The following is a 21,551-nucleotide window of genomic DNA, read 5'->3' on the forward strand; positions in this document are numbered from 1 at the left end:
TGTGTGACAGTAATCAACTGCTTCCCGTTAAGAGACACGTGACGTTTAGTAGCTAAATCACGGCGGAATAGTTCGAATACTCGCGGCGGGAAGTACTTTCCCGCCTTTTCCGAACAGTTGCTGCATATTCAGGCGTCAGTGGGTGATGGGCCTGACCCCCGGACAGTGGACACGTCGGGGGGTCAGGTCCCATCCCGCTTCTGTATTAGCTTTGTGGCTATACAGGGCGCTCAATAATTGGTTCTTTTGGGAACCCAGTGAGACCGTCCAATGCGCACGTGGCGCACTGGACGGTTTCTTATGACCGGTGTCCCTTAATCTTGGAGGGGTTCTGCCCTTTAGGAGGGGACTAGCTCGGTGAATTTGAGAAAAGAGAAATGCTCTAGGTGTTTGGAATACACCCAGAGCATTGGTGGAATTGTGGAGATCGTTTGAGTTAGGCGAGTTTAGCGGAGATTTCGATGATCTTTTCAATGACCTTCAGTGCGTCTTGAATTTTGCTGAAGTCAATGTTCTTGATGAACTTTTCGGCCTTTTCGTTGAAGTCATCAGTTTTGCTGGAGAGCTCGTCGAGCTTGGCGTGGAAGTTTTCCTTGTGCTCTTCGTGCTTGTCGCCGAGATCCTGCTTGTTATCTTGGTGCTTGCTGGAGAGCTCGTCCAGCTTGTCGTGGATGTTCTCCTTGTTGAGCTTGGAGGAGCCGTTGTCATCCTGCTCTGGGGCGGTCTCGGTGGTGGTTTCTACCGCTGCGGTGGTCTCGGCTGCAGTGGTTTCGGGAGTGGTGTCTTCAGCGAGTGCCGGTGCCACTGCGGTGGTGGTGGCGATGGCCAGGGTGGTAAGTCCGACGGATGCTTTGCGCAGCATGATTCCTCCTTGATGGAATTTTGTTTTCAAAAGGTGGGTGTTTACACCGGAAACATACTAATGCTTATTTATAAAATATTCAGCTTTTGTGTCGGAACACACAGGAATGAGTCAGGTGTGTTTTACTTTTCCTCTAAAACTTAGGGAGGTCAATCTCTGCGTATCTTGAGGATCTACAGGGGGATAAATACGTGGAGGGATGGCATCGATGAGCCTGCGCAGGGCCTCTTTCCGCGGGTTGATCTATTGGTCCTAGGGAGAGGGAAGAAGGAGCACTAATTTGCCGCCGATGAATGTGATCGCTAAAGACAGCGAGCCCTGAGATTAGTAGATTTTCGCGTTTGGGCGATTCTCTTGGTGACTGTTTTTCTGAGGCCACTGCAAAGAGAAAACTAAAAAATCCCTCTCGCCGGCGTTTATGCCTTTAGAGAGGGCTGCGAAAATGCTTCCCCACCAGGACTCGAACCTAGAATGGCGGTACCAAAAACCGCAGTGTTGCCGATTACACCATGGGGAACCACAGCGATTGCTGTAGCTATAGCGTACCTGACGCCCCCGGGTAAATAACAAATTACTAGGTAGGGGTGGGGCAAAGGATATGGTAGAAGGCATGGTTCGACAGAGAATGACCGGACGCGAGCGCCGCGAGCAATTGATTTCCATTGGGCGCGCCGCCTTCGCGGAATTGGGGTTTGAAGGCACCAGCGTTGAAGAGATTGCGTCCCGCGCCGGCGTATCGAAGCCGGTGGTCTACGAGCATTTTGGGGGCAAAGAAGGCCTGTATGCGGTGGTCGTGGATCGGGAGATGCTGGCGCTGGAAAAAGTCATTAAGGATTCTTTAGAAGAAGGCAGCTGGCGCGAGCGCATCGAGCAGGCCGTAATGGCGCTGCTGAATTACGTTGAGGAAGAAACCGATGGTTTCATCATCTTGGTGCGCGATTCGAAGCCGGGCGAGGAACGCAGTTTTTCCACGCTGCTGAATGCCGCGGTGGGGCAGGTGGCCTATATCTTGGGCGAAGCTTTTGAGCACCGCGGTATTAATCCGGAGTTAGCCAATATTTATGGGCAGGCCCTCGTTGGCATGGTCTCTACCACAGCGCAGTGGTGGTTGGATGAGCGCAGCCCGGATAAACCGGATAAGGAAGTCGTCGCTACGCATATAGTCAATCTATGCTGGAATGGTTTGTCCGGTATGGAAATTAAGCCCAAGCTAGGAGGCAGGAAGTAAATGGCGACGCCAATGCTGGCAGGTCTGCTTAAGGTCGCGGCCACGGACCCGAAGCTCAAGGGGCTTGTGGCCAATGTGGGCCAGGACCTGCACATTACGGGTATTGATCAGGCGCGCCCTTGGGCTCTTGGCACCTTGGCCCACCACGCGCCGGTGCTGGCGGTCACGGCCACCAGCCGCGAGGCGGAGGATCTCACCGCGGAGCTTACCGCGATGATGGGCGATAAAGTCGCGATGTTCCCGTCGTGGGAGACGCTGCCGCACGAGCGGCTGAGCCCGGGCGTGGATATCATCGGCAAGCGCGCGCAGGTGCTGCACAACATTGATGACCTGCGCATTATTGTCACGGCCGCGCGCGGGCTCTCCCAGCCCATCCTGCAGGACATCGAGGGCCGCGCCCCGGTGCATCTGGAAGAAGACCACGAATATAACTTTGATGATGTGGTGCGCAGCCTGGAATTTAGGGCGTATAAGCACGTGGACATGGTGGCTAAGCGCGGTGAGTTTGCCACCCGCGGTGGCATTATCGATGTCTTTCCCACCACCTTGGATTACCCGGTGCGCGTGGAGTTTTGGGGCGATGAGGTTACCGATATCCGCCAGTTCTCTGTCGCTGACCAGCGCACCATCCCGGAAATCGAGGTCGGCCGCGTGGATATCTTTACCGCCCGCGAGCTGCCGATTACGGATGCGGTGGCGCAGCGCGCGGCCAAACTGGCGTCGACGCATACCGGAAACCCAGCGCTGGTGGAGCTGCTCACCAAGGTCAGCGAGCATATTCCGGCAGAGGGCATGGAGGCGGTGTTGCCCGTGCTTTCCGATGCCCCACTGATCACCCTCTCCGAGTTCCTTCCCGCCGCCACGCACGTGGTGATGGTGGCACCGGAAAAGATCAGGCGCCGCGTGGAGGACCTGGAAAAGACCGACGCGGAATTCCTCGCCGCCGGGTGGGAGGCCGCCGCCATGGGCGCGGATGGCCCCTTGTCCACGGAAGGGCTCGATACTGAAGGTTCGAGCTACCGCTCCTTTGAGTCTTTGGAGGTCTCCATTCGCGAGGCCGGGCAGCCACTGTGGACATTTTCCCCACCGGGTATGCTGGCCGGGCCAGAGGAAGAAACCCTGCCGCTCGAGTTCGAGCCCGGGCCCACCCCGCGCGGAGATATCAAAGAAATCGACGCCATGATGGCCCAGCTGCTCGCGCATACCAACGCCGGCGGGCGCGCGGCGTTTATCGCGCCTGCCCAGGGCGCCATCAAGCGCATGGTGGAGCGCTTTGCCGAGCAGGGCATTCGCACCAAGGTGGCCACCCCCGGTTGGGAACCCAGCGCGGGCGAGGTCACCTTGTATCAGGCGCTCAGCCATGCCGGTTTGGTCTTTCCCAAGGTGCGCAAGCTCAAAGACGCTGAGGCGCTGCCGCTCGTCGTGGTCACGGAAACGGACCTGACCGGCAACCGCGTTGGCGATATTGCAGACGCTAAGCGGCGGCCGGCCAAGCGCCGCAATAAGGTGGATCCGCTGGCGCTCAAGCAGGGCGATTTTGTGGTGCATGAAACGCACGGCATCGGCAAGTTTTTGAAGATGGCCGAGCGCACCATCCAATCCGGCGATGAGACCAGCCGGCGCGAATACATCGTGCTGGAATATGCGCCCTCCAAGCGCGGGCAGCCGGCGGACCAGCTGTGGGTGCCGATGGATTCGCTGGACTTGCTCAGCAAGTACACCGGCGGCGAATCGCCCCACCTATCCAAGATGGGCGGCTCGGATTGGAAGAACACCAAGAAAAAAGCGCGCGCCGCCGTGCGCGAGATCGCTGGCGAATTGGTGGATCTCTATGCCAAGCGCCAGGCCGCTCCGGGCCACCAGTTCGCGCCCGATAACCCCTGGCAGGCGGAGATGGAGGATAATTTCCCCTTCGTCGAAACCGAAGACCAGATGTTGGCCATCGACGCGGTGAAAGAGGACATGGAATCCACAGTGCCGATGGACCGCGTGGTCGTCGGCGATGTGGGCTATGGCAAGACCGAGGTCGCCATTCGCGCCGCCTTCAAGGCGGTCCAAGATGGCACCCAGGTCGCCGTGCTGGTGCCGACCACACTGCTGGCACAGCAGCACTACGATACCTTTAGCGAGCGCATGGCCGGTTTCCCCGTCAAGATAGCGGTGCTCTCGCGCTTTACCTCCAAGAAGGAAGCCACGGAGATCTTTAAGGGGCTTGCCGATGGCTCGATTGACATCGTCGTCGGCACGCACCGCCTGCTGCAAACCGGCGTGCACTGGAAGAACTTGGGCCTTATCGTCGTCGATGAGGAGCAGCGCTTTGGCGTGGAGCACAAGGAACACATCAAGGCGCTCAAAGCCAGCGTCGACGTGCTTACCATGTCCGCGACGCCGATTCCCCGCACGCTGGAGATGTCCATGGCCGGCATCCGCGAAATGTCGACGATCCTCACCCCGCCAGAAGATCGCCACCCGGTGCTGACCTATGTTGGTGCCTACGAGGACAAGCAGGTCGCGGCAGCCATTCGGCGCGAGCTGTTGCGCGATGGCCAGACCTTCTTTATCCACAATAAGGTCTCCGATATTGAAAAGAAGGCGCGCGAACTGCGCGACTTGGTGCCAGAAGCGCGCATCGTCGTCGCCCACGGTCAGATGAATGAGGACGTGCTGGAAAAGACCGTCCAGGGATTCTGGGACCGTGAGTATGACGTTTTGGTCTGTACCACCATCGTGGAAACCGGCCTGGATATCGCCAATGCCAATACACTAATCGTGGAAAATGCCCACCACATGGGCTTGTCGCAGCTGCACCAGTTGCGCGGGCGCGTGGGCCGCTCCCGTGAGCGCGGTTATGCCTACTTCCTGTACCCCAAGGGCGCCACGCTGACCGAGACCTCCTATGACCGCCTGGCCACCATCGCCCAGAACAACGATCTGGGCGCCGGCATGGCCGTGGCCATGAAGGACCTTGAGATGCGCGGTGCCGGCAACGTGCTGGGTGCCCAGCAATCCGGCCACATCGCAGGTGTGGGCTTCGACCTCTACGTGCGCTTGGTCGGCGAGGCCGTCGAGGCCTTCAAGTCCCTGGCCCGCGGCGAGGCACCTGCGGTAACAGACGAAGGCCCGAAGGAAATCCGCATCGATCTCCCCGTGGATGCGCACATCCCAGAGTCTTATATCGACTCCGAGCGCCTGCGCCTTGAGGTCTACCGCAAGCTCGCGGCCTCGCAGGACAACAAGGATCTCACGGCGGCGCGGGAGGAAATGGAAGACCGCTTCGGTACCTTGCCCAAGGAGGTCGAGCGCTTGCTCGCCGTGGCGCGACTGCGCCACCAAGCCCGCCGCGCCGGGGTGGCAGACATTACCGTGCAGGGCACCCGCGTGAAATTCCACCCGGTGGAGCTGCCGGATTCCAAGCAGGTCCGTTTGAAGCGCCTCTACCCGGGGTCGAGCTTCCGCGCTGCGGCCAAGGCCATCAACGTGCCCTTCCCCAAGGCCGGGCGCAATGTCACCTCGCCCAAGCTGCGCGATGAGGAGCTTATCCAGTGGGCAGCGGACTTCTTAAGCGCGCTTTTTGATGTCCAACCCATCAACGTCTCCGGCGAGGAAGCCGGCGCCGGGTCGGTCATCAGCGTAGGCGAGTAGCCGATGGGCGAGAAGCCGAAGGGCGCGTAGCCCCTCGGCGCTTAGGAGAAGTCCAAGCCGATATCCAGCACGCGAACCGAGTGGGTGAGGGCGCCGACGGCGATATAGTCCACGCCCGAGGTGCCGTACTCGCCGGCGTTTTCAAGCTGCAACCCGCCGGAGGCTTCTAGCGCCGTGGTTGGGCTGAGCGCTTGGCGGCGGTGGACGGCGGTGTGGACATCGGCAAGCGCGAAGTTATCCAGCAGCACCATATCCGGGTGCAACGGGAGGACCTCCTCGAGCTGGTCCAAGGTATCGACCTCGACCTCGCAGGGGATATCCGGGGCATGCTCGCGCACGCGGCGCAGGGCCGTGGCCACGCTGCCGCCCACGGCGAGTACGTGATTGTCCTTAATCATGGCGGCATCGCCCAAGCCCATGCGGTGGTTTGCCCCGCCGCCGGCGCGCACGGCGTATTTCTGCAGCGCCCGCAGGCCAGGCAGGGTTTTGCGGGTATCGCGCACCTGGGCCTGCTTAATGCTATCCGGAGTCCCCGTTTCCTCCGCCGTTGTCGCGATGGCATCGACCCAACACCGGGTCTGCGTCGCGATGGCGCTTGCGTGCGAGACCATATTGAGCATGGTGCGCTCAGCTGCCAGCACCAAGAGGGTAGGGGCCTGCACCGTGGCGATGACCTGGCCTGGGGTAACGCTGTCGCCGTCGGTGGAGTGGAGGGTGATGGTGGAGGTCGGGGCATCGGCAAGCGCGGCGCCTGTATCCACGCCCCACTGGCTCAAGCGCTGGGCGGTCGCGTCAAGGGCCTGCTCGATAAGGCCCAAGCCTGCGATGGCGCCGGCCTCGCGCGCGGTGAACTCCGCCGTGCAACGATTCTCACCCGGCACCGTGGCAAGCGAGGTGTAATCGGGCCCGTAAGCGAAATCCTCATCCAAGGCCGTGGCAATGAGCGCGGAGCAATCCGGCAGGCGCAGGTTGTCCATTTACTCGCCCCCGCCGGGATTGCCAATGGAAATCATGGCCTCGAGGGACTTGCGCGCCGCATTCGCGATATCTTCTGGCACCGTGACCTCATCGGTTTCTTCCACCAGGCAGCGCTCCAAGGCGTCTGGGGTGATCATCTTCATGTACTTGCACTCGGCGTGGTCATTGACGGCCTGGAAATCGATATCCGGCGCGGCCTGGCGCAGCTGGTGCAGCATGCCGGTCTCGGTAGCAACGAGCACCTTGTTCTGCGGCTGCTTCTGGGACTGGGTGATCATCTGCCCGGTAGAGAGCATGTGCACGCGCTCTTGCGGCACCAAGCCCTCGTTGGCCAGGTACAAAGCGGAATTGGAGCAGCCGCACTCCGGGTGGATGTACAGGTCCGCGTCCGGGTTATCTTGGGTTTGTTGGGCTAGCTGCTGGGCGCTAATGCCGGCGTGCACGTGGCACTCACCGGCCCAAATGCGGATATTTTCCCGGCCGGTCTCGCGCTTGACGTAGGCGCCCAAAAACTGGTCGGGGCAGAAGAGGATTTCTTTATCCGCCGGCAGCGAATTGACCACGTCGACGGCATTGGAGGACGTACAGCAGACATCGGTCAGCGCCTTGACCTCGGCGGTGGTGTTGACGTAGCTGACCACTAGGGCATCGGGGTGCTCGGCCTTCCATGCGCGCAGCTCATCTGCGGTGATGGAATCTGCCAGGGAACACCCGGCGCGCTCATCGGGGATGAGGACCTTCTTATTTGGCGAAAGGATTTTGGCGGATTCCGCCATGAAGTGCACGCCGCAAAAGACGATGATATCTGCATCGGTTTCTGCCGCCTTGCGGGACAGCGCCAGGGAATCGCCGGTGTGGTGGGCAACGTCCTGGATCTCCGGGATCTGGTAATTATGCGCCAGGATCACCGCATTGCGCTGTTCCGCCAACTCTTTAATCCGCTCCGCCCAGGCCTTGTCTACCGCGGGGTCTGAACCAGCAGGAGTGGCAGAGGGCATAACGCTCGCATTGGTTTGAGTCACAAGTGCTCCAAAAGTGATATTCACAAGAATTAGTGGGGTGTAATTACCGTACTAAACTGTCTGTGTCCAAGACCACTTGCGATGGCGGGCGAGCGCGCCGATGTAGCCCTTTTTGGTGGGGCAGGGAGACTAGAGTTCCAGTGATCCTTGGGTGAGGCCGACCGCGGCGATGATAGCGGCAACCAGCACAACGATGACGATTGACCACTCAAATCCATTAAAAAGCTTCTCGCGGCGCGAGAGGCGGGTGAGCACATATGGGATAAGTCCCGGCACGACGGCGAGGGCGCCGAAGAGAATATAAACCGGGTCGGCGGCGTAAATTAGCCACAACGAGTACACGAAGGCCACTAGCGCGATGCCAAAGTGGCGCCGGTTTTCGCGTTTGGGAATATCTGGCCCAGACAGGTCGAATCGCGTTCCGGCGTGTGGGTGGGTAACGCCCTTTCCACGTATCGCTAGCAGTAGCAGATACAGCGAGGAAAAGATATAGGGTAGCAGGTACATGATGGTGGCCAGTTGCACCATCGCGGCATAGGACGCCTCATTGACGTAGAAGACGACGATGAAGATCTGGATTGCGGAGGTGGAAATCAGTTGCGCCACCCACGGGGCGCCGGCCACATTGATGGTGCCGATGCGGCGGGGAATGAGGCCATCGATGGCCATCATGACGATGGGCTCAGCGCACAGCATTTGCCAGGAAACGTAGGCACCGAGGACCGAGAGGCACAGGCCGATGGAAATCAGCGCGCCGCCCCAAGGGCCGACGACCTCCGTAAGCACCGAAGCCATGGAGTTATCCGGCAGCGCGGCCAGCTCCTCTTTGGTCATCACGCCAAAGCTCAAGGTGGATACGGAGACTAAGAGCGCCAGCACGGAGAAGAAGCCAATGACGGTAGCACGGCCGACATCCGTGCGCTTAGCGGCCTGCTTGGAATAGACGGAGGCGCCCTCTACGCCGATAAAGACCCAGACAGTAAAGAGCATGATGCCTTGGACCTGCTCAAAGACGCTGGCATTGGAATTTCGCCCCCAGAAATCCAGGGTGAATTTATCCCAGCTAAAGCCGATGAACGCGACCAAGACGATGAAGGCCAGGATGGGCACGATCTTGGCAATCGTCGTCACCAGGTTCATGAATGCGGCCTGCTGCACCCCGCGGGCCAAAACGGCGAAGATTCCCCACGATAGAAGGGAGACGGCGATGGCGGACGCCCACTGGTGGTCGGCATCGAAAAGCGGCAGGTAATGCCCAATCGTATTGAAAAACAGCGTGGCATAACCCACCTGCGCCATCACCGAGCCCAGCCAGTAGCCCCAGCCTGAGGTAAAGCCGATGAAATCACCCAGGCCAGCGCGCACATAAGAATAGACGCCGGAATCAAGGTGGGGTTTTCGGTACGCCAAAATCTGGAAGACGAAGGCAACGGACAGCATGCCGATACCCGCCACCAACCAACCGATGAGCATGGCACCTGGGCCTGCCACGGAGGAAATATTTTGGGGTAGCGAAAATATGCCCGCGCCGACGGTGGATCCGATAATCAGCGCGACAAGCGTCCACAATGACACCGAGTGGGACTTATTTTGGCTGGAGGTCATTGGCCTAAAGTACCGCGCCTGCCCCGTTAAAGGGAACTTGAGAAAACACACGGGATAGACTTTGTAGCTATGACAGTCCTGTTGCTCGATGAACGCTGGCCCACCATGATCCCCATGCGCGCCTATGGCAAGTTATATGGCCCCGTTCAGTTCACCGGGGAAGTACCGGTATCAGTGCGGTGGAACTTCTCGGATCTCTTAAGTGGCGATGATGCCACCGGCACCTTGGTCACCACCGATGAACACGATCCGGAAACCCAGGCGCGCATTGCCACCGGGGAACAGGTCATTAGGGCCGAGTCGCTTGACGATGCCGTGATGCAAGCGCGCAGCGCTATGGCAACGGCCCGCCGTATCGGCGAATGGGAGCGCGAGCAGACCCATGAATCGCTCCTGCCGTACCTAGAAGAGGAGGCGGGGGAATTTGCAGCAGCCGTGCGCCAGCACGCACCCGAGGAGGAATTGCTCAAAGAGCTTGGGGATGTTTTCCTGCAGGTGCTTTTTCACGCCGAGATTTCTACCTTCTCGCTTGACGATGTCGCCACAAGTTTCGTGCGCAAGATGCGCTCCCGCGCGCCGTATCTCTTTGATGGCACGGCGGAAATAGTGGGCGTAGAAGAACAAAACCGCCTCTGGGCGGAGGGGAAATCGCGGGAGTAAAAGTGGGGTGAAAGTCGCAGGGACTTTTACGCGCGGCGGGCGCGTGTAGTTATCCGGCGGGGTGAATTTCACTTAGTAGGATGGCTACTCATGAACAGGCTGCTGCGAACAATCGGGGGCTGCGGGCTAGCCGTAGTAATCATCATTGCGCTGGTAATGGGGCTAATTGTATCCAATTCCACCGATGATTCTTCGGTCCCAGACGCCACCCCGCCCGTAGGTGGAAAAGAGGTGGCCAATATCGATGTCAACGCGCCGGGCCGCACGGCCGATAAGCTCACCCACTGGGCATCGGATCTGGCGGAAGCTACCGATATCCCGCCGCAGGCGCTGCGCGCCTATGGCAACGCCGAACTTATCGCCCGGCAGCAGCACCCGGGCTGCAATTTGCGGTGGAATACCCTGGCAGGCTTGGGCTTTGTAGAGACTCGGCACGGTACCTATAACGGCAACTGGTTTAAGTCCTCCAAGCTGGATGACAACGGCTACCCGCAGCCGCCGATCGTCGGCATCACCCTGGATGGCTCGAATAACACCGCGCACACCCCGGATACCGATAACGGCGAAATCGACGGGGATACGGAATTTGACCGCGCGGTGGGTCCCTTGCAGTTCATCCCTACCTCGTGGGAGTCCGCCGGCGGCGACGCCAATGGCGATGGCAAGGCCGACCCGAACCAGATTGACGATGCCGCCCTGGGCGCGGCGAACCTCTTGTGCTTTGGTGATAGGGATCTCAATGACCCGGATCAGTGGGAAGAGGCCATCTTAAATTACAACCAGTCCAGGGAATATCTGGACAAGGTAGCCCATGCGGCCAATGCCTACTCGGTCCCGCAACCGGCTCGCTAGCCTCACGCGTGGCGGTTTTCTGGAACAATTGGGCATGTAACTGAACTAACTGGCTCAGCGACGAACATCATCTATAAGGAGTGAGTTACAGCATGGCTGGTATCATCCACGCATTTGGACGCGAAATCTTGGATTCCCGCGGTAACCCGACCGTAGAGGCCGAGGTCTTCTTGGACGACGGCGCCCACGGCGTTGCCGGCGTTCCCTCCGGCGCATCTACCGGTGTGCACGAGGCACACGAGCTGCGCGACGGCGGCGACCGCTACCTAGGCAAGGGCGTGCAGAAGGCCGTAGAGAATATCAACGAGGAAATCGGCGATGAAATCGCTGGCCTCGAGGCTGATGACCAGCGCCTCATTGACCAGGCGCTCATCAAGCTGGACGGCACGGATAACAAGTCCCGCCTTGGCGCCAATGCCATTCTCGGTGTGTCCATCGCTACCGCTAAGGCTGCCGCCGAGTCCGCCGCGCTGCCGCTCTACCGCTACATTGGCGGCCCGAACGCTCACGTTCTTCCCGTTCCCATGATGAACATCCTGAACGGCGGTTCCCACGCTGACTCCGGCGTGGATGTGCAGGAATTCATGATTGCCCCCATCGGTGCGGAGACCTTCACCGAGGCCCTCAGCATCGGTGCTGGCGTGTACCACTCCCTGAAGGCCGTCCTGAAGGACAAGGGCCTGTCCACCGGCTTGGGCGATGAGGGCGGCTTTGCTCCTTCCGTCGATTCCACCCGCGCTGCGCTCGACGTCATCGTTGAGGCCATTAAGAAGGCCGGCTTCGAGCCGGGCAAGGACGTCGCCTTGGCCCTCGACGTCGCTTCCTCCGAGTTCTACGAGGACGGCAAGTACCACTTCGAAGGCGGCGAGCACACCGCCGAGGAGATGTCCAAGGTCTACGAGGAGCTCATCAACGAGTACCCCATCGTGTCCATCGAGGACCCACTGCAGGAAGACGACTGGGAAGGCTACACCACCCTGACCGCCGCTATTGGCGATAAGGTCCAGATCGTCGGCGATGACTTCTTCGTCACCAACCCGGCTCGCCTGCAGGAGGGCATCGATAAGAAGGCGGCCAACGCGCTGCTGGTAAAGGTCAACCAGATTGGTACCTTGACCGAGACCTTCGATGCCGTAGAGCTTGCACACCGCAATGGCTACCGCACCATGATGTCCCACCGCTCCGGCGAGACCGAGGACACCACCATTGCGGACTTGGCCGTCGCCCTCAACTGCGGCCAGATCAAGACCGGTGCCCCGGCCCGCTCCGAGCGCGTGGCTAAGTACAACCAGCTGCTGCGCATTGAGCAGGAGCTTGGCGATGCCGCCGTCTACGCCGGCCGCTCCGCCTTCCCGCGTTTCAACGCTTAAGGCCTAGCGGTCTAGTCTAGAAGCTAGACGCCGCTAGGAATTTAGCCCCCGATGTGCCCCGAAAAGGTGCGGTGGGGGCTTGCTCGTTCTGAGCATCTCGAGCGCCTGAGAAAGTTGATGAAATTCCGCGCGTGCCACGCCTGTGTTACTGGTGTGGCGGCGCTAGGATAGTAACCCTATGGCACGTGAGAAGAAGACGGAGCGCCGCCGGAGCCGCACTAGGGTTCCGGTGGCCTCGCGTGCTGCGGATATCCGCAAATCCCAGCGGGCGCAGGAAAAGAAGAACCGCAAGCCCGATCGCATGAGCATCGTTGGCATGACCGTCATCGTTGTTTTTGTGTTGGTGGTGCTCGTCATCATCGCGGTGCCGCTGCGCAATTACTACCACGGCCGCTCCGAAATCGCTCGGCTGAATGAATCGATTGCGGCGAAGCAGGATGAAAAAGATGCTCTATTAGAAGAGATCGATAAATATAAATCAGAGGACTTTATCAAGCAGGAAGCCCGGCGGCGCTTCGGCGTGGTAGAGCAGGGTGAGACCGCGTACCGCATCCTCGATCCTAATATTCAGCCCGATGACCAGGTCACTACCGATGGTCAGTCGCAGGAAGATTCGCGCCCGTGGTTTGAGGTGTTGTGGGATTCGGTGGCGCAGCCGCCGGAAGAAGAGGCCCCAGCGGGCGAGTCGCAGCACCTGCCAATTGAGCCAGCGCCTGAGGAGAGTGACGATGTGCGATAATTGTTCGCATGACCGTCACTGATGCAGATTTAGCCATCGTTTCCGAGCAATTGGGCCGCACCCCACGCGGCGTGCTGGAGGTATCGTTCCGCACACCGGATGGCCAACCGGCCGTGATTAAAACTTCTCCCAAGTTGCCGGATGGCACCCCGTTTCCCACACTGTATTACCTCACCGATCCCCGCCTGACCGCGGAAGCCTCCCGGTTGGAGGTCGCCCACGTGATGAAGTGGATGGAGTCCCGCCTGGCCGAGGATAAGGAGCTTGCTGCCGACTACCACCAGGCCCATGAGCATTTCTTGGCCAAGCGCAATGAGATTGAGGACTTGGGCACAGATTTTTCTGGCGGCGGCATGCCCGAGCGGGTGAAGTGCCTGCACGTGCTCATCGCCTATGCGCTTGCCGAAGGCCCCCAGCACTTCCGCCTCGGCACCGAGGCCGTGGCAATGGCGGCCGACCACGGTAAGCTACGCGGTACGGCGATTCCGCAGGATTGGCCCACGGTGGAAGAGCTGGGCATTGACTTGGCGGAGTTCGATTTTTCCAACGCTGAATAGGAGTACGACATGACTCGCGTGGCAGCCATTGACTGCGGTACCAATTCCATTCGCCTTTTAATCTCTGAAATCGATGAAGACGGCAAGGTGCGCGATATCACCCGCACCATGGAAATCATTCGTCTGGGCCAAGGCGTGGATGCAACGGGTGAAATCGCGCCCGATGCCTTAGAGCGCGCCCGCGTGGCCTTGGAGGGCTATGTGCGCCAGATGAAGTTCGAGAAGGTTACCCGCGTGCGCATGGTGGCAACCAGTGCCACCCGCGATGCGAAGAACCAGCAGGAATTTTTCGATATGACCGCCGAGCTTTTGGGGCAGATCCAATCCGGCGCAAAGGCGGAGGTTATATCCGGCGAAGAAGAAGCACTCCTGTCCTTCAACGGCGCGGTCGCCGATATGGAGCCGGACCGCGGTCCCTTCTGCGTCATTGACTTGGGTGGCGGGTCCACCGAATTCGTCGTGGGCACCGCAGATGAAGAGATTCTAGGTTCGCACTCTGCGTACATGGGCTGCGTGCGCCTGACAGAGCGCATCATGCGCACCGACCCGCCCACGGAATCAGAAATCGAGATTGCCTCCGAATACGTGGCAGAGCGCATGGGCGAGGTGGAAAAGATCGTCCCCATGTCCAAGGCGCGCACCATTGTGGGCTGTGCGGGCACGTTTACCACGCTATCCGCCCTGGCCCAGGGCCTAGAGCGCTATGACCCCGATGCGATCCACGGCTCGGAGCTACGTTTTGATGCCCTGCGAGTGCTGCTCAAGCAACTCGTCAGCATCCCTTCGGAGGAACGCGCCCTGAATCCCGTCATTCACCCTGGCCGCGCCGATGTCATCGGCGGTGGGGCAGTAGCAGTTGAAGGAATCATGCAGCTCATCGAGCGCACTAGCGATGCACGCAGCTTCTTCATCAGTGAAAAAGACATCCTGGACGGCATCATTGCTGGTCTGGTTAGTGAATCGACCCCTCATTAACTCTTTTTAGGAATAGTGTCCTACACTATTCCTTGCGCCCGCCCCCATAGCCCAATCGGCAGAGGCAGTCGACTTAAAATCGATTCAGTGTGGGTTCGAGTCCCACTGGGGGCACGCTCTGAAGTCTCGAGACATCGTTCCTATGGTGTCTCGAGACTTTTAGTATGGCTGGGCCTAGCGTTTTAACTGGCTGGGAGAGCCCAGCCTGTTCGCATGCCTTTCTCGCACCTAATCTGCGAGTCAAAGACGCGTGCAGCCCAATCCCAGCCGGTCCACAGCTCCTTGTCTGGACCTGCGTCAATAATTTTAGGCTGTACGGTTTTTCCGGTTGTTGCCGTCGATGGCAATTCCGACTGCGATGAATGCAGGGATGAAAAATGCGCTAGCTCCCGCCAGCGTCATGATGATTGCTGTGGCAGTGGAAATGAGTGTAAATCGCAAGGTGTTCCTTAACTCTCGGCCGAAGTATGACTGTCTAGGCACTTGAGGATCAGCTCATGAAGAAGATGCCTCTTCTAAGCTTATATCGAAGCTACGGATAGTAAATCCTCGGTGCACCAGACCGAGCATGATGGGCGGCGAAGGATCGAGAAAAGAGCAGTAGGAATGAGGGGCGGTAGCGCCCTAACAGAGCAGATCACCATGGTGATCTGCCTCGTAGGCAGATGCTCTTTTGCAATCTGTTGGTCCTACGCCGAGGACTTTTCCGGCGGCTCACCCGACATGAGAGTAAGTTCCTAGCAACAAGATTCGGGACACGTCACAGGAGAGTGACGCGGGCTTGTTTTAGGGACCGGTAAGGCGGTACCAGGTACCGGGGTGGCGGTAGCCGCCCGGTAGCCGGTTTTACCCCCGCTTATCGTTTGGACCGTTGACGTTGCTTGAGCTGTTTGCTAAGTGTTCCCCTTTCTTCTTGGAAGTCGTCACGGGTGCGCATGTCTTCACCGATGAGGGTGAGTTTGCTGCCGTTGTTTGCAAGTCGGGATAGGACAGCGTCGGCGATCGCGTTTTCACTAAAGACGCTGTACCAGTATTCCGGCTCGTGCTGGCTGACGATGACGGTTGAGGAATGCTCCCGCTTGACCAGGAGGTTGAATACCTGGGCTAAGGCGAAGGCAGATACGTCCGTGGCCAGGAAGTCGTCGATGACCAACACAGCCGGCTTTGTCAGTTCCTCAAGGAGGGCTTTGCGCTCATAGGCAGCGTCGGCTGTGGCGTCGAACTCGTCGGCTAAGTCGGCGAGTCTAAAGTAGCGTGCGGTTAGTTTATGCCGGCACGCAGCCACGGCTAGGCCTTGGGCGAGGAAGCTTTTGCCGGTGCCGGTAGCTCCCACGATGGTTAGATCTCTGCCGTAGGTAATCCAGTCGCAGGTAGCTAACCGCTCAATACGGTCTGGAGTGATCCCTCGGTTGCTGTGTGCTTCAAAGCGTTCCAAAGCCGCAAGCGCGTTGGGTAGCTTGGCGGCTTTGACGAGTTTTTCGATTACTTTCGAATCACGTGCAGCTACCTGAGCTGAGGTTACCCTCGTTTAGTGGACACCCGATTAGTGCGGATCTTGTGTCCGTAAGAGAGGATGTTCATTGTGAGTCAACAACGCCAGAAATACACACCTGAGTATCGACGCGAAGCCGCGAACCTGGTAATCGAATCGCAGCGCCCAATTGCTCATGTAGCGAAAGAAATTGGTGTCGCACCTGGTCTTTTAGGCCGATGGGTAAAAAATGAGCGTCAACGCCTAAGGATCTTCCGATGGATTAAGCGAGGCTGATCTTCGTGCGGAGAATGCTCGTCTGCGTCGTGAGCTGGCAGAAGCCAAGATGGATAATGAGTTTTTGTCAAAAGCGACAGCCTTCTTCGCCGCAAAGCAACGCGAAGAGAAAAGTTCGAATTAATGCAGCAGGAGAAGGCTAACTACAGCATCAAGCGCATGGCACGCTTGTTGAAGGTATCTCGGTCTGGATACTACAAATGGACCCATATACAGCAGCAACGCTTAACCGGTAAGGATGATCGTGCATCATTTTACGATGATGTTGATCGCAAGATTCATCAGATTTGGAAAGACTCCGATGAGGTCTATGGTGCTCCGCGGATCACCGCAGAGCTAGGTGAGCGCTACCAGATCAGTGTGAATCGCAAGACTGTGGCCAAGCGGATGCGTCTGATGGGCATTGAAGGGATTTCACCGCGTGCTTTTGTGCCGGTGACAACGATTCAATCTAAGCGTAAATCTGCTCTTCCTGACCTGGTAAAGCGCATGTTTGATACCGGCGAGCTCAATCGAGTATGGATGTCGGACATTACCTACCTGCGCACCGGCGAGGGCTGGTTGTACTTATGCGCAGTTCGCGACGGTCATTCCCGCAGGGTACTGGGCTGGGCTATGGATAGCGTGCAAGATACATACCTGGTCGAACGAGCGCTGCGGATGGCACATACACTGCGTAGTGATGTTCCTGAGGGGCTGGTGTTTCACGCTGACCGGGGAACACAATTTACCAGCGAGCAGCTCTGGGACGTGTGCCGCAACCTAGGGGTTGCTCAGTCGGTAGGGCGCACTGGGGTGTGTTTCGATAACGCGATGGCCGAGTCGTTCTGGTCGACGCTTAAGACCGAGTTCTACGACCGGAAACGCTGGGCAACCCGCGATACTGCGCGTCAGGCTGTGGCTTACTGGATTGAAGTAGTCTACAACCGTCGGCGCCGGCACTCCGCCCTTGGGATGGTCCGCCCTGTCGATTTCGAAAATCACATCACCCAAACCAGAAACGAAGAAAAAATCGCTGCCTAACCGCTAGGTAGCTCTACTACGTGTCCACGATTTGCGGGCAACCCCAGAGCATCGAGAGCTTCTTTGATCTTGTCTTCAAAGGAGTCCAAGTCACGACTGGGATCGTTGACGATCTCCTGCAGCGTCGTGGCAAACACACGCATCCCGCGAAGAGAACCGAGCAGTTCGAAGTCTTCATCGGTAAGAGCCATGGCTATACCTTCCATTCTTTATCAGTGAAGGCAAACGCCCCGGCCCCGCGTACATGCGACACAGAGTCCGGCGTGTCCGCCGTGGGCTGTTGGCGGTGCGCACGCGTAGTGTCGATGGCCGTCGACAGTGGTACATCGGTGGGCAAATACGCCTGTGCTGCGGCCTGTTTTAGATCCTTGAGCTCTTGGGCTACTTTGTTGACGCTGGGGACTGCTTTGCGCGATAACAGCTGACCACAGGCTTGTTCGAGTTCGATTCGGGAGTAATCCTTCGATAGGTTCAGTACGCCCAGAACGCTAGAATATGCTTGGGCTTCGACTTTACGAGCGTTAAACATCTGGCCGATGAGCTGTGCTGTCGCGGTCCCAATACTTTTCGCCCAGTCTTCCAAGCGTTGCCGGTTCCACTGGGTGTTTAAGTCCTTATGGTTGTCGGGGACATGCTCATCCAAGGTGGAGTAGCCATAATTAGCAGGGGCAATACGATGTGAAGCAACAATCTCACCGTCGTAGAAGACATCCAGATAGTCATCAAAAAGTTGCACGTCGACGAACTTGCCCGCTAGCTTCCACGGCACTGAATACCAGTGATTGGCGATCCGGATGTGGTAGTTCATTGCGACCTTGGACTTCTTCCACCGCGACCACGACCACCGCCGGTCGGGCAATGGGCGCAGCAGCTGTTGCTCATGGTCTTCAAACAACTGGCGACGAGAGATATCCTGCCCGCGGAAGGGACGGCGATCGTTGATGAAATCGCTTTGGTCCTCGAGGGCCTTATTGAGCATGTCGAAACTGTAGAACTCCTGGTCGTCGAGGTATTCCACGCACCATTGCTGGGCAATATCCACGGCCTTTTCAACATTCGCCTTATACCGCGGCCGGTAGCCTTTCGCCGCAGTAATACCTATCTGATAGAAATCGGCAAATGTAGAATACTCCGCAACCGGGATACGCCCCCGCAGCCCACAGGAAATCTGTTGCGTGGCTGTGAGCGCGTTATCCGGGATCAACCGCAGCGGACAACCACCGAAATACTCCAAAGCCGCACGGTGGGCTAAAAGCCACGACCGCATTTTTTGATCCGGCCACGCCGATACATGCATCATCCCTGAGTGCGGCAATGAAGCTACAAACAAGTGCGCGGTAACCCGCTGGCCTGAGACAGGATCCACAACGACCATTCCATCGCCCGACCAGTCCACCATGAGCTCGTCACCGGGATCGTGATTCAGTGGCGCTGACAGCTGATGAACATCGACATAATGCTCAAACAGCGAACAGTACTGTCGATACGAATAATGACGCTGACCAGTACCAACAGGGAACTCCAGGTACTTGGCGTGCGCGACTTTCAACGTCACGCGCTTGCCAGAGACCATCCGCTCAGCAACCTTTTTGAAATCCGGTGCGAGGAACTCCGCATCGTTGCGACGCCGGTTATCCGGAAATAGCTCCTCTAACTGGGCATTCGACAATCCAGCAATCCCACGAGCATCGAGTCGATGGTCCCTTACAACGCGACTGGCCTTATCAATCGTCGACTTCGAGACCCCTAAATCGGCTCGAATCTGGTTCCAGGAACGATTCCCGGCAACCAAGGCAAACATGATGGCACGGTAATCCGTCACCACCATCACTCCTTCCACGTGAACACGACCCACGCGTACACACTGCGTGGGCCGTCCACTAAAGAGTGCCTAAAAACTACCCCCGGTACCCGATATCCGCACCGGTCGGTACTCGATACCGCCCTACCGGTACTAAATAGCGTCGCGCGTCAGGAGAGACCTGTTCAGTAATAAATTTCTTGGAATCTTGAACAAATTATTCTAAATGAGGAACTTTGTGGGGCGTGATGACGTTGATCTCCATGAGAAAGATGATTCGTACATCACTGAGAAAGGACAACCGTGCGTTCAAGCAATCCGGTTATGACCTCGCTGACTGAAACTAACCAGCAGCAGAACCCCGGCTACGCGAGCGAAGCCCCTCGCCCCATGACCGTGGATGACGTCGTCACCAAGACGGGCATCACCCTCGGCGTTATTATCGTGGCCGCTGCTATCAACTTCTACCTAGGCACCATGAACCCAGGCACCGCGATGATGCTTATGCTGGTCGGCGGCATCGGCGGATTCATCACCGTACTGGTGGCCTCCTTTGGTCGTAAGTGGGGTTCCCCGGCTGCGACCCTCATCTATGCGGTATTCGAAGGCCTTTTCGTTGGTGGATTCTCCTTCGTCTTCGCTAACAGCACCATCGGTGGTTCTAATGGCATGGCGCTGATCGGCCAGGCAATCGTTGGCACCATCGGCGTGTTCATCGGCATGCTCATTGTCTACAAGACCGGTGCAGTAAAGGTCACTCCAAAGTTCACTAAGATTTTGGTCGGCCTCATTGCAGGTGTCGCGGTAATGGCTCTCGCTAACTTCTTGGGCGCCATCTTCTTCGACTTCAACCCGCTGCGCGATGGTGGCCCCCTCGCCATCATCTTCTCCTTGGTCTGCATTGTCTTGGCTGCTCTGTCCTTCCTGACCGACTTTGACCAAGCAGACCGCCTTATCCGTGCCGGCGCTCCTGCCAAGCAGGCATGGGGCGTAGCCCTTGGCTTGGCCGTGACCTTGGTCTGGCTCTACACCGAAATCCTTCGCCTGTTGAGCTACGTTCAGCGCAACTAAGCCTCTCTACGCTTTCGGCCCGCACTTCGGTGCGGGCCATTTTTGTGTTTTCCTTTGGCTTACGGGCGTGTAATTATTGGGGTAATTCAGGGGGTATTAAGCCGTTCTTTAGGTTTTAAGCGGGTAGGAGCGGGCTTTCAGGTCAAAGACAGTCAATGAGCAGTTAATTTCACCATTTGAAAAGATTTAAATGTGGCGAATGAGGATAATGAGATAGTTAAATATTGACTAATTTGCGCTCTCAACGAGAAATTCTTGCACGATTCATGCATGCTATGTGGCGGGAACGGGAAACCGGAAGGTAGAGAGTTCTCTCCTCTATTTTCTTCTCGTTCCAGCTCGTCTAAAAGGAGTAACCGAAGGATTGTTGTGAAACGTCAGGCAACCGTAGCAGCGCTGGTAGTCAGCTCGGTCACGCTGAGTGGCTGCGCTGCGGAAGTCGGCTCGAAGAGCGCATCAGAAGATGCCGCGATGACGGCAGAAACTGATGGCACTAGTTCGGTCGATGGCGCGGGTAATGCCAACGGGAGCCAGGGGGATGATGTGGAAGACAATCCGGGGGATTCGGAACACCCCGAAGGCGAGCATTCGAGGGCCGGCGCCGGTCTTCGGGGGGAGACCGGCGCCACGGGAGATGAGGATTCCGGGGCACTACCGCCACCGGGAGAATTTGATCCTGCTGATCCAGATTTCGAGCTATTCGATCCATGTACGGAAATTCCGCCGGACAGGCTGGAGGAAATTGGTTTAGAACCACGAATACTCGATTATCGAAAAGAGCCGGGGCACTATTTTTGCAATTTTGCATCGAATGGGAGGAATTTTTCTGAAAGCATTCTAGTCTCTGCAGCTAGCGATTCAACTGCTATTGATGGGCTAGAGTTAAATGAAGATCTTCGACAAAAAGATGAAACAGCAGATATCGAAGGTATTCACCTATTTAACTCTGAGCTTTTTAAAGATTCCCAGTGTAATGGATATCTTTCTACCAGCCGAGGAACGATTACCGTCGGCATAAATGATGTCACACCACAGTCAAGTGCAATGAAGAGATGTCAATTGGTTGCTGAACTCATTACTAATCTCAAACAATAGTCGTGTTTTGGGGGAAACATGCTTGTTAGTGTCAAAAATCTACAACGAAATACCAGCATAATATCTGATCTATACCGTCGAGCTCAGTCACTAAAGGACCGAGTAAATAGCCCTCTTAATTCGGGCTTTTCGAATGTGTCGGGAATTGATCACGTAGGGGGTGTGCACGAAAGGACACTTACCACCGACCCGGGGTCGGCTAAAGGGACGCTCCTGGACTATGCCTCGCAAGTCGAATGGTTGTCGCAGGCTCTTGCCCGAGAAGCTCGAGGCTTTGAAGCCCAAGAAACTGCAAATAGTAGG

16 protein-coding genes, 1 tRNA gene and 2 pseudogenes are annotated in these 21,551 nt (G+C 57.6%); 12 read left to right on the forward strand and 7 right to left on the reverse strand.

What is annotated here, in order from left to right; genetic code table 11:
* Positions 1-436 precede the first annotated feature (436 nt).
* Positions 437-862 carry a hypothetical protein gene (locus tag ACLI1Q_RS04610; protein ID WP_239275864.1) on the reverse strand — a complete coding sequence of 142 codons (426 nt, stop codon included), beginning with the start codon at positions 860-862 and terminating at the stop codon, positions 437-439.
* 610 nt (positions 863-1,472) lie between these two features.
* On the opposite strand from ACLI1Q_RS04610, the gene ACLI1Q_RS04615 reads away from it, so the two are divergent.
* Together ACLI1Q_RS04615 and mfd are read left to right on the forward strand one after the other, a co-directional pair.
* Positions 1,473-2,090 (forward strand): TetR/AcrR family transcriptional regulator, encoded by a 618-nt coding sequence (locus ACLI1Q_RS04615; RefSeq protein ID WP_005282075.1) that lies wholly within the window; start codon positions 1,473-1,475, stop codon positions 2,088-2,090.
* The gene (mfd, locus tag ACLI1Q_RS04620) at positions 2,091-5,732 is read left to right on the forward strand and encodes a transcription-repair coupling factor (RefSeq protein ID WP_239270119.1); all 3,642 of its coding nucleotides are present in this window, start codon (positions 2,091-2,093) and stop codon (positions 5,730-5,732) included.
* A gap of 41 nt (positions 5,733-5,773) precedes the next feature.
* On the opposite strand, the gene nadC is transcribed toward mfd, so the two are convergent.
* From nadC to ACLI1Q_RS04635, 3 genes are all read right to left on the reverse strand, one after another.
* Entirely contained in the window at positions 5,774-6,709 is a 936-nt protein-coding gene (nadC, locus tag ACLI1Q_RS04625) for a carboxylating nicotinate-nucleotide diphosphorylase (protein ID WP_411697112.1), read from the reverse strand.
* Positions 6,710-7,732, reverse strand: coding sequence for a quinolinate synthase NadA (gene nadA, locus ACLI1Q_RS04630; protein WP_370657804.1), 1,023 nt, complete (start codon positions 7,730-7,732; stop codon positions 6,710-6,712).
* 129 nt (positions 7,733-7,861) lie between these two features.
* Positions 7,862-9,337, reverse strand: coding sequence for an amino acid permease (locus ACLI1Q_RS04635; RefSeq protein WP_239270117.1), 1,476 nt, complete (start codon positions 9,335-9,337; stop codon positions 7,862-7,864).
* Positions 9,338-9,406: 69 nt separating this feature from the next.
* Here ACLI1Q_RS04635 and ACLI1Q_RS04640 point away from each other — a divergent pair, with 69 nt between their 5' ends.
* From ACLI1Q_RS04640 to ACLI1Q_RS04670, 7 genes are all read left to right on the forward strand, one after another.
* Positions 9,407-9,997: a MazG nucleotide pyrophosphohydrolase domain-containing protein gene (locus ACLI1Q_RS04640; protein WP_239270116.1), complete on the forward strand. Its 591-nt coding sequence runs from the start codon at positions 9,407-9,409 to the stop codon at positions 9,995-9,997.
* A gap of 90 nt (positions 9,998-10,087) precedes the next feature.
* Positions 10,088-10,849: a lytic transglycosylase domain-containing protein gene (locus tag ACLI1Q_RS04645; RefSeq protein WP_239270115.1), complete on the forward strand. Its 762-nt coding sequence runs from the start codon at positions 10,088-10,090 to the stop codon at positions 10,847-10,849.
* Positions 10,850-10,941: 92 nt separating this feature from the next.
* On the forward strand, positions 10,942-12,219 hold the full coding sequence (gene eno, locus ACLI1Q_RS04650) for a phosphopyruvate hydratase (protein ID WP_023026132.1): 1,278 nt from the start codon (positions 10,942-10,944) through the stop codon (positions 12,217-12,219).
* Positions 12,220-12,397: 178 nt separating this feature from the next.
* The gene (locus ACLI1Q_RS04655; protein WP_239270114.1) at positions 12,398-12,958 is read left to right on the forward strand and encodes a septum formation initiator family protein; all 561 of its coding nucleotides are present in this window, start codon (positions 12,398-12,400) and stop codon (positions 12,956-12,958) included.
* An 8-nt stretch (positions 12,959-12,966) separates the two neighbouring features.
* A complete protein-coding gene (locus ACLI1Q_RS04660) occupies positions 12,967-13,515 on the forward strand; it encodes a DUF501 domain-containing protein (RefSeq protein ID WP_023026136.1) in 549 nt (182 codons plus the stop codon).
* Positions 13,516-13,524: 9 nt separating this feature from the next.
* Positions 13,525-14,490: a Ppx/GppA phosphatase family protein gene (locus tag ACLI1Q_RS04665; protein WP_005280018.1), complete on the forward strand. Its 966-nt coding sequence runs from the start codon at positions 13,525-13,527 to the stop codon at positions 14,488-14,490.
* Positions 14,491-14,530: 40 nt separating this feature from the next.
* A tRNA-Leu gene (locus ACLI1Q_RS04670) sits at positions 14,531-14,604 on the forward strand.
* Between the two features lie 742 nt (positions 14,605-15,346).
* Here the strand turns inward: ACLI1Q_RS04670 and ACLI1Q_RS04675 are convergent.
* Positions 15,347-15,994: pseudogene (locus ACLI1Q_RS04675) on the reverse strand (ATP-binding protein); the annotation flags it as partial.
* A gap of 69 nt (positions 15,995-16,063) precedes the next feature.
* Here ACLI1Q_RS04675 and ACLI1Q_RS04680 point away from each other — a divergent pair.
* A pseudogene (locus ACLI1Q_RS04680) lies at positions 16,064-17,281 on the forward strand (IS3 family transposase).
* Here ACLI1Q_RS04680 and ACLI1Q_RS04685 read toward each other — a convergent pair.
* Both ACLI1Q_RS04685 and istA read right to left on the reverse strand, forming a co-directional pair.
* Positions 17,278-17,472 (reverse strand): hypothetical protein, encoded by a 195-nt coding sequence (locus ACLI1Q_RS04685; protein WP_284849815.1) that lies wholly within the window; start codon positions 17,470-17,472, stop codon positions 17,278-17,280. The pseudogene ACLI1Q_RS04680 and the gene ACLI1Q_RS04685 overlap by 4 nt on opposite strands.
* 2 nt (positions 17,473-17,474) lie before the next feature.
* Complete coding sequence (gene istA / locus ACLI1Q_RS04690) at positions 17,475-19,109, reverse strand: IS21 family transposase (protein WP_239270169.1); 1,635 nt, start codon at positions 19,107-19,109, stop codon at positions 17,475-17,477.
* A 297-nt stretch (positions 19,110-19,406) separates the two neighbouring features.
* On the opposite strand from istA, the gene ACLI1Q_RS04695 reads away from it, so the two are divergent.
* Complete coding sequence (locus ACLI1Q_RS04695) at positions 19,407-20,153, forward strand: Bax inhibitor-1/YccA family membrane protein (RefSeq protein WP_255716968.1); 747 nt, start codon at positions 19,407-19,409, stop codon at positions 20,151-20,153.
* Between the two features lie 369 nt (positions 20,154-20,522).
* Positions 20,523-21,248 (forward strand): DUF3558 domain-containing protein, encoded by a 726-nt coding sequence (locus ACLI1Q_RS04700; protein ID WP_239267974.1) that lies wholly within the window; start codon positions 20,523-20,525, stop codon positions 21,246-21,248.
* Positions 21,249-21,551 lie beyond the last annotated feature (303 nt).

The organism is Corynebacterium limaceinasi (assembly GCF_046717465.1).
In the GTDB taxonomy this organism is placed as follows: domain Bacteria; phylum Actinomycetota; class Actinomycetes; order Mycobacteriales; family Mycobacteriaceae; genus Corynebacterium.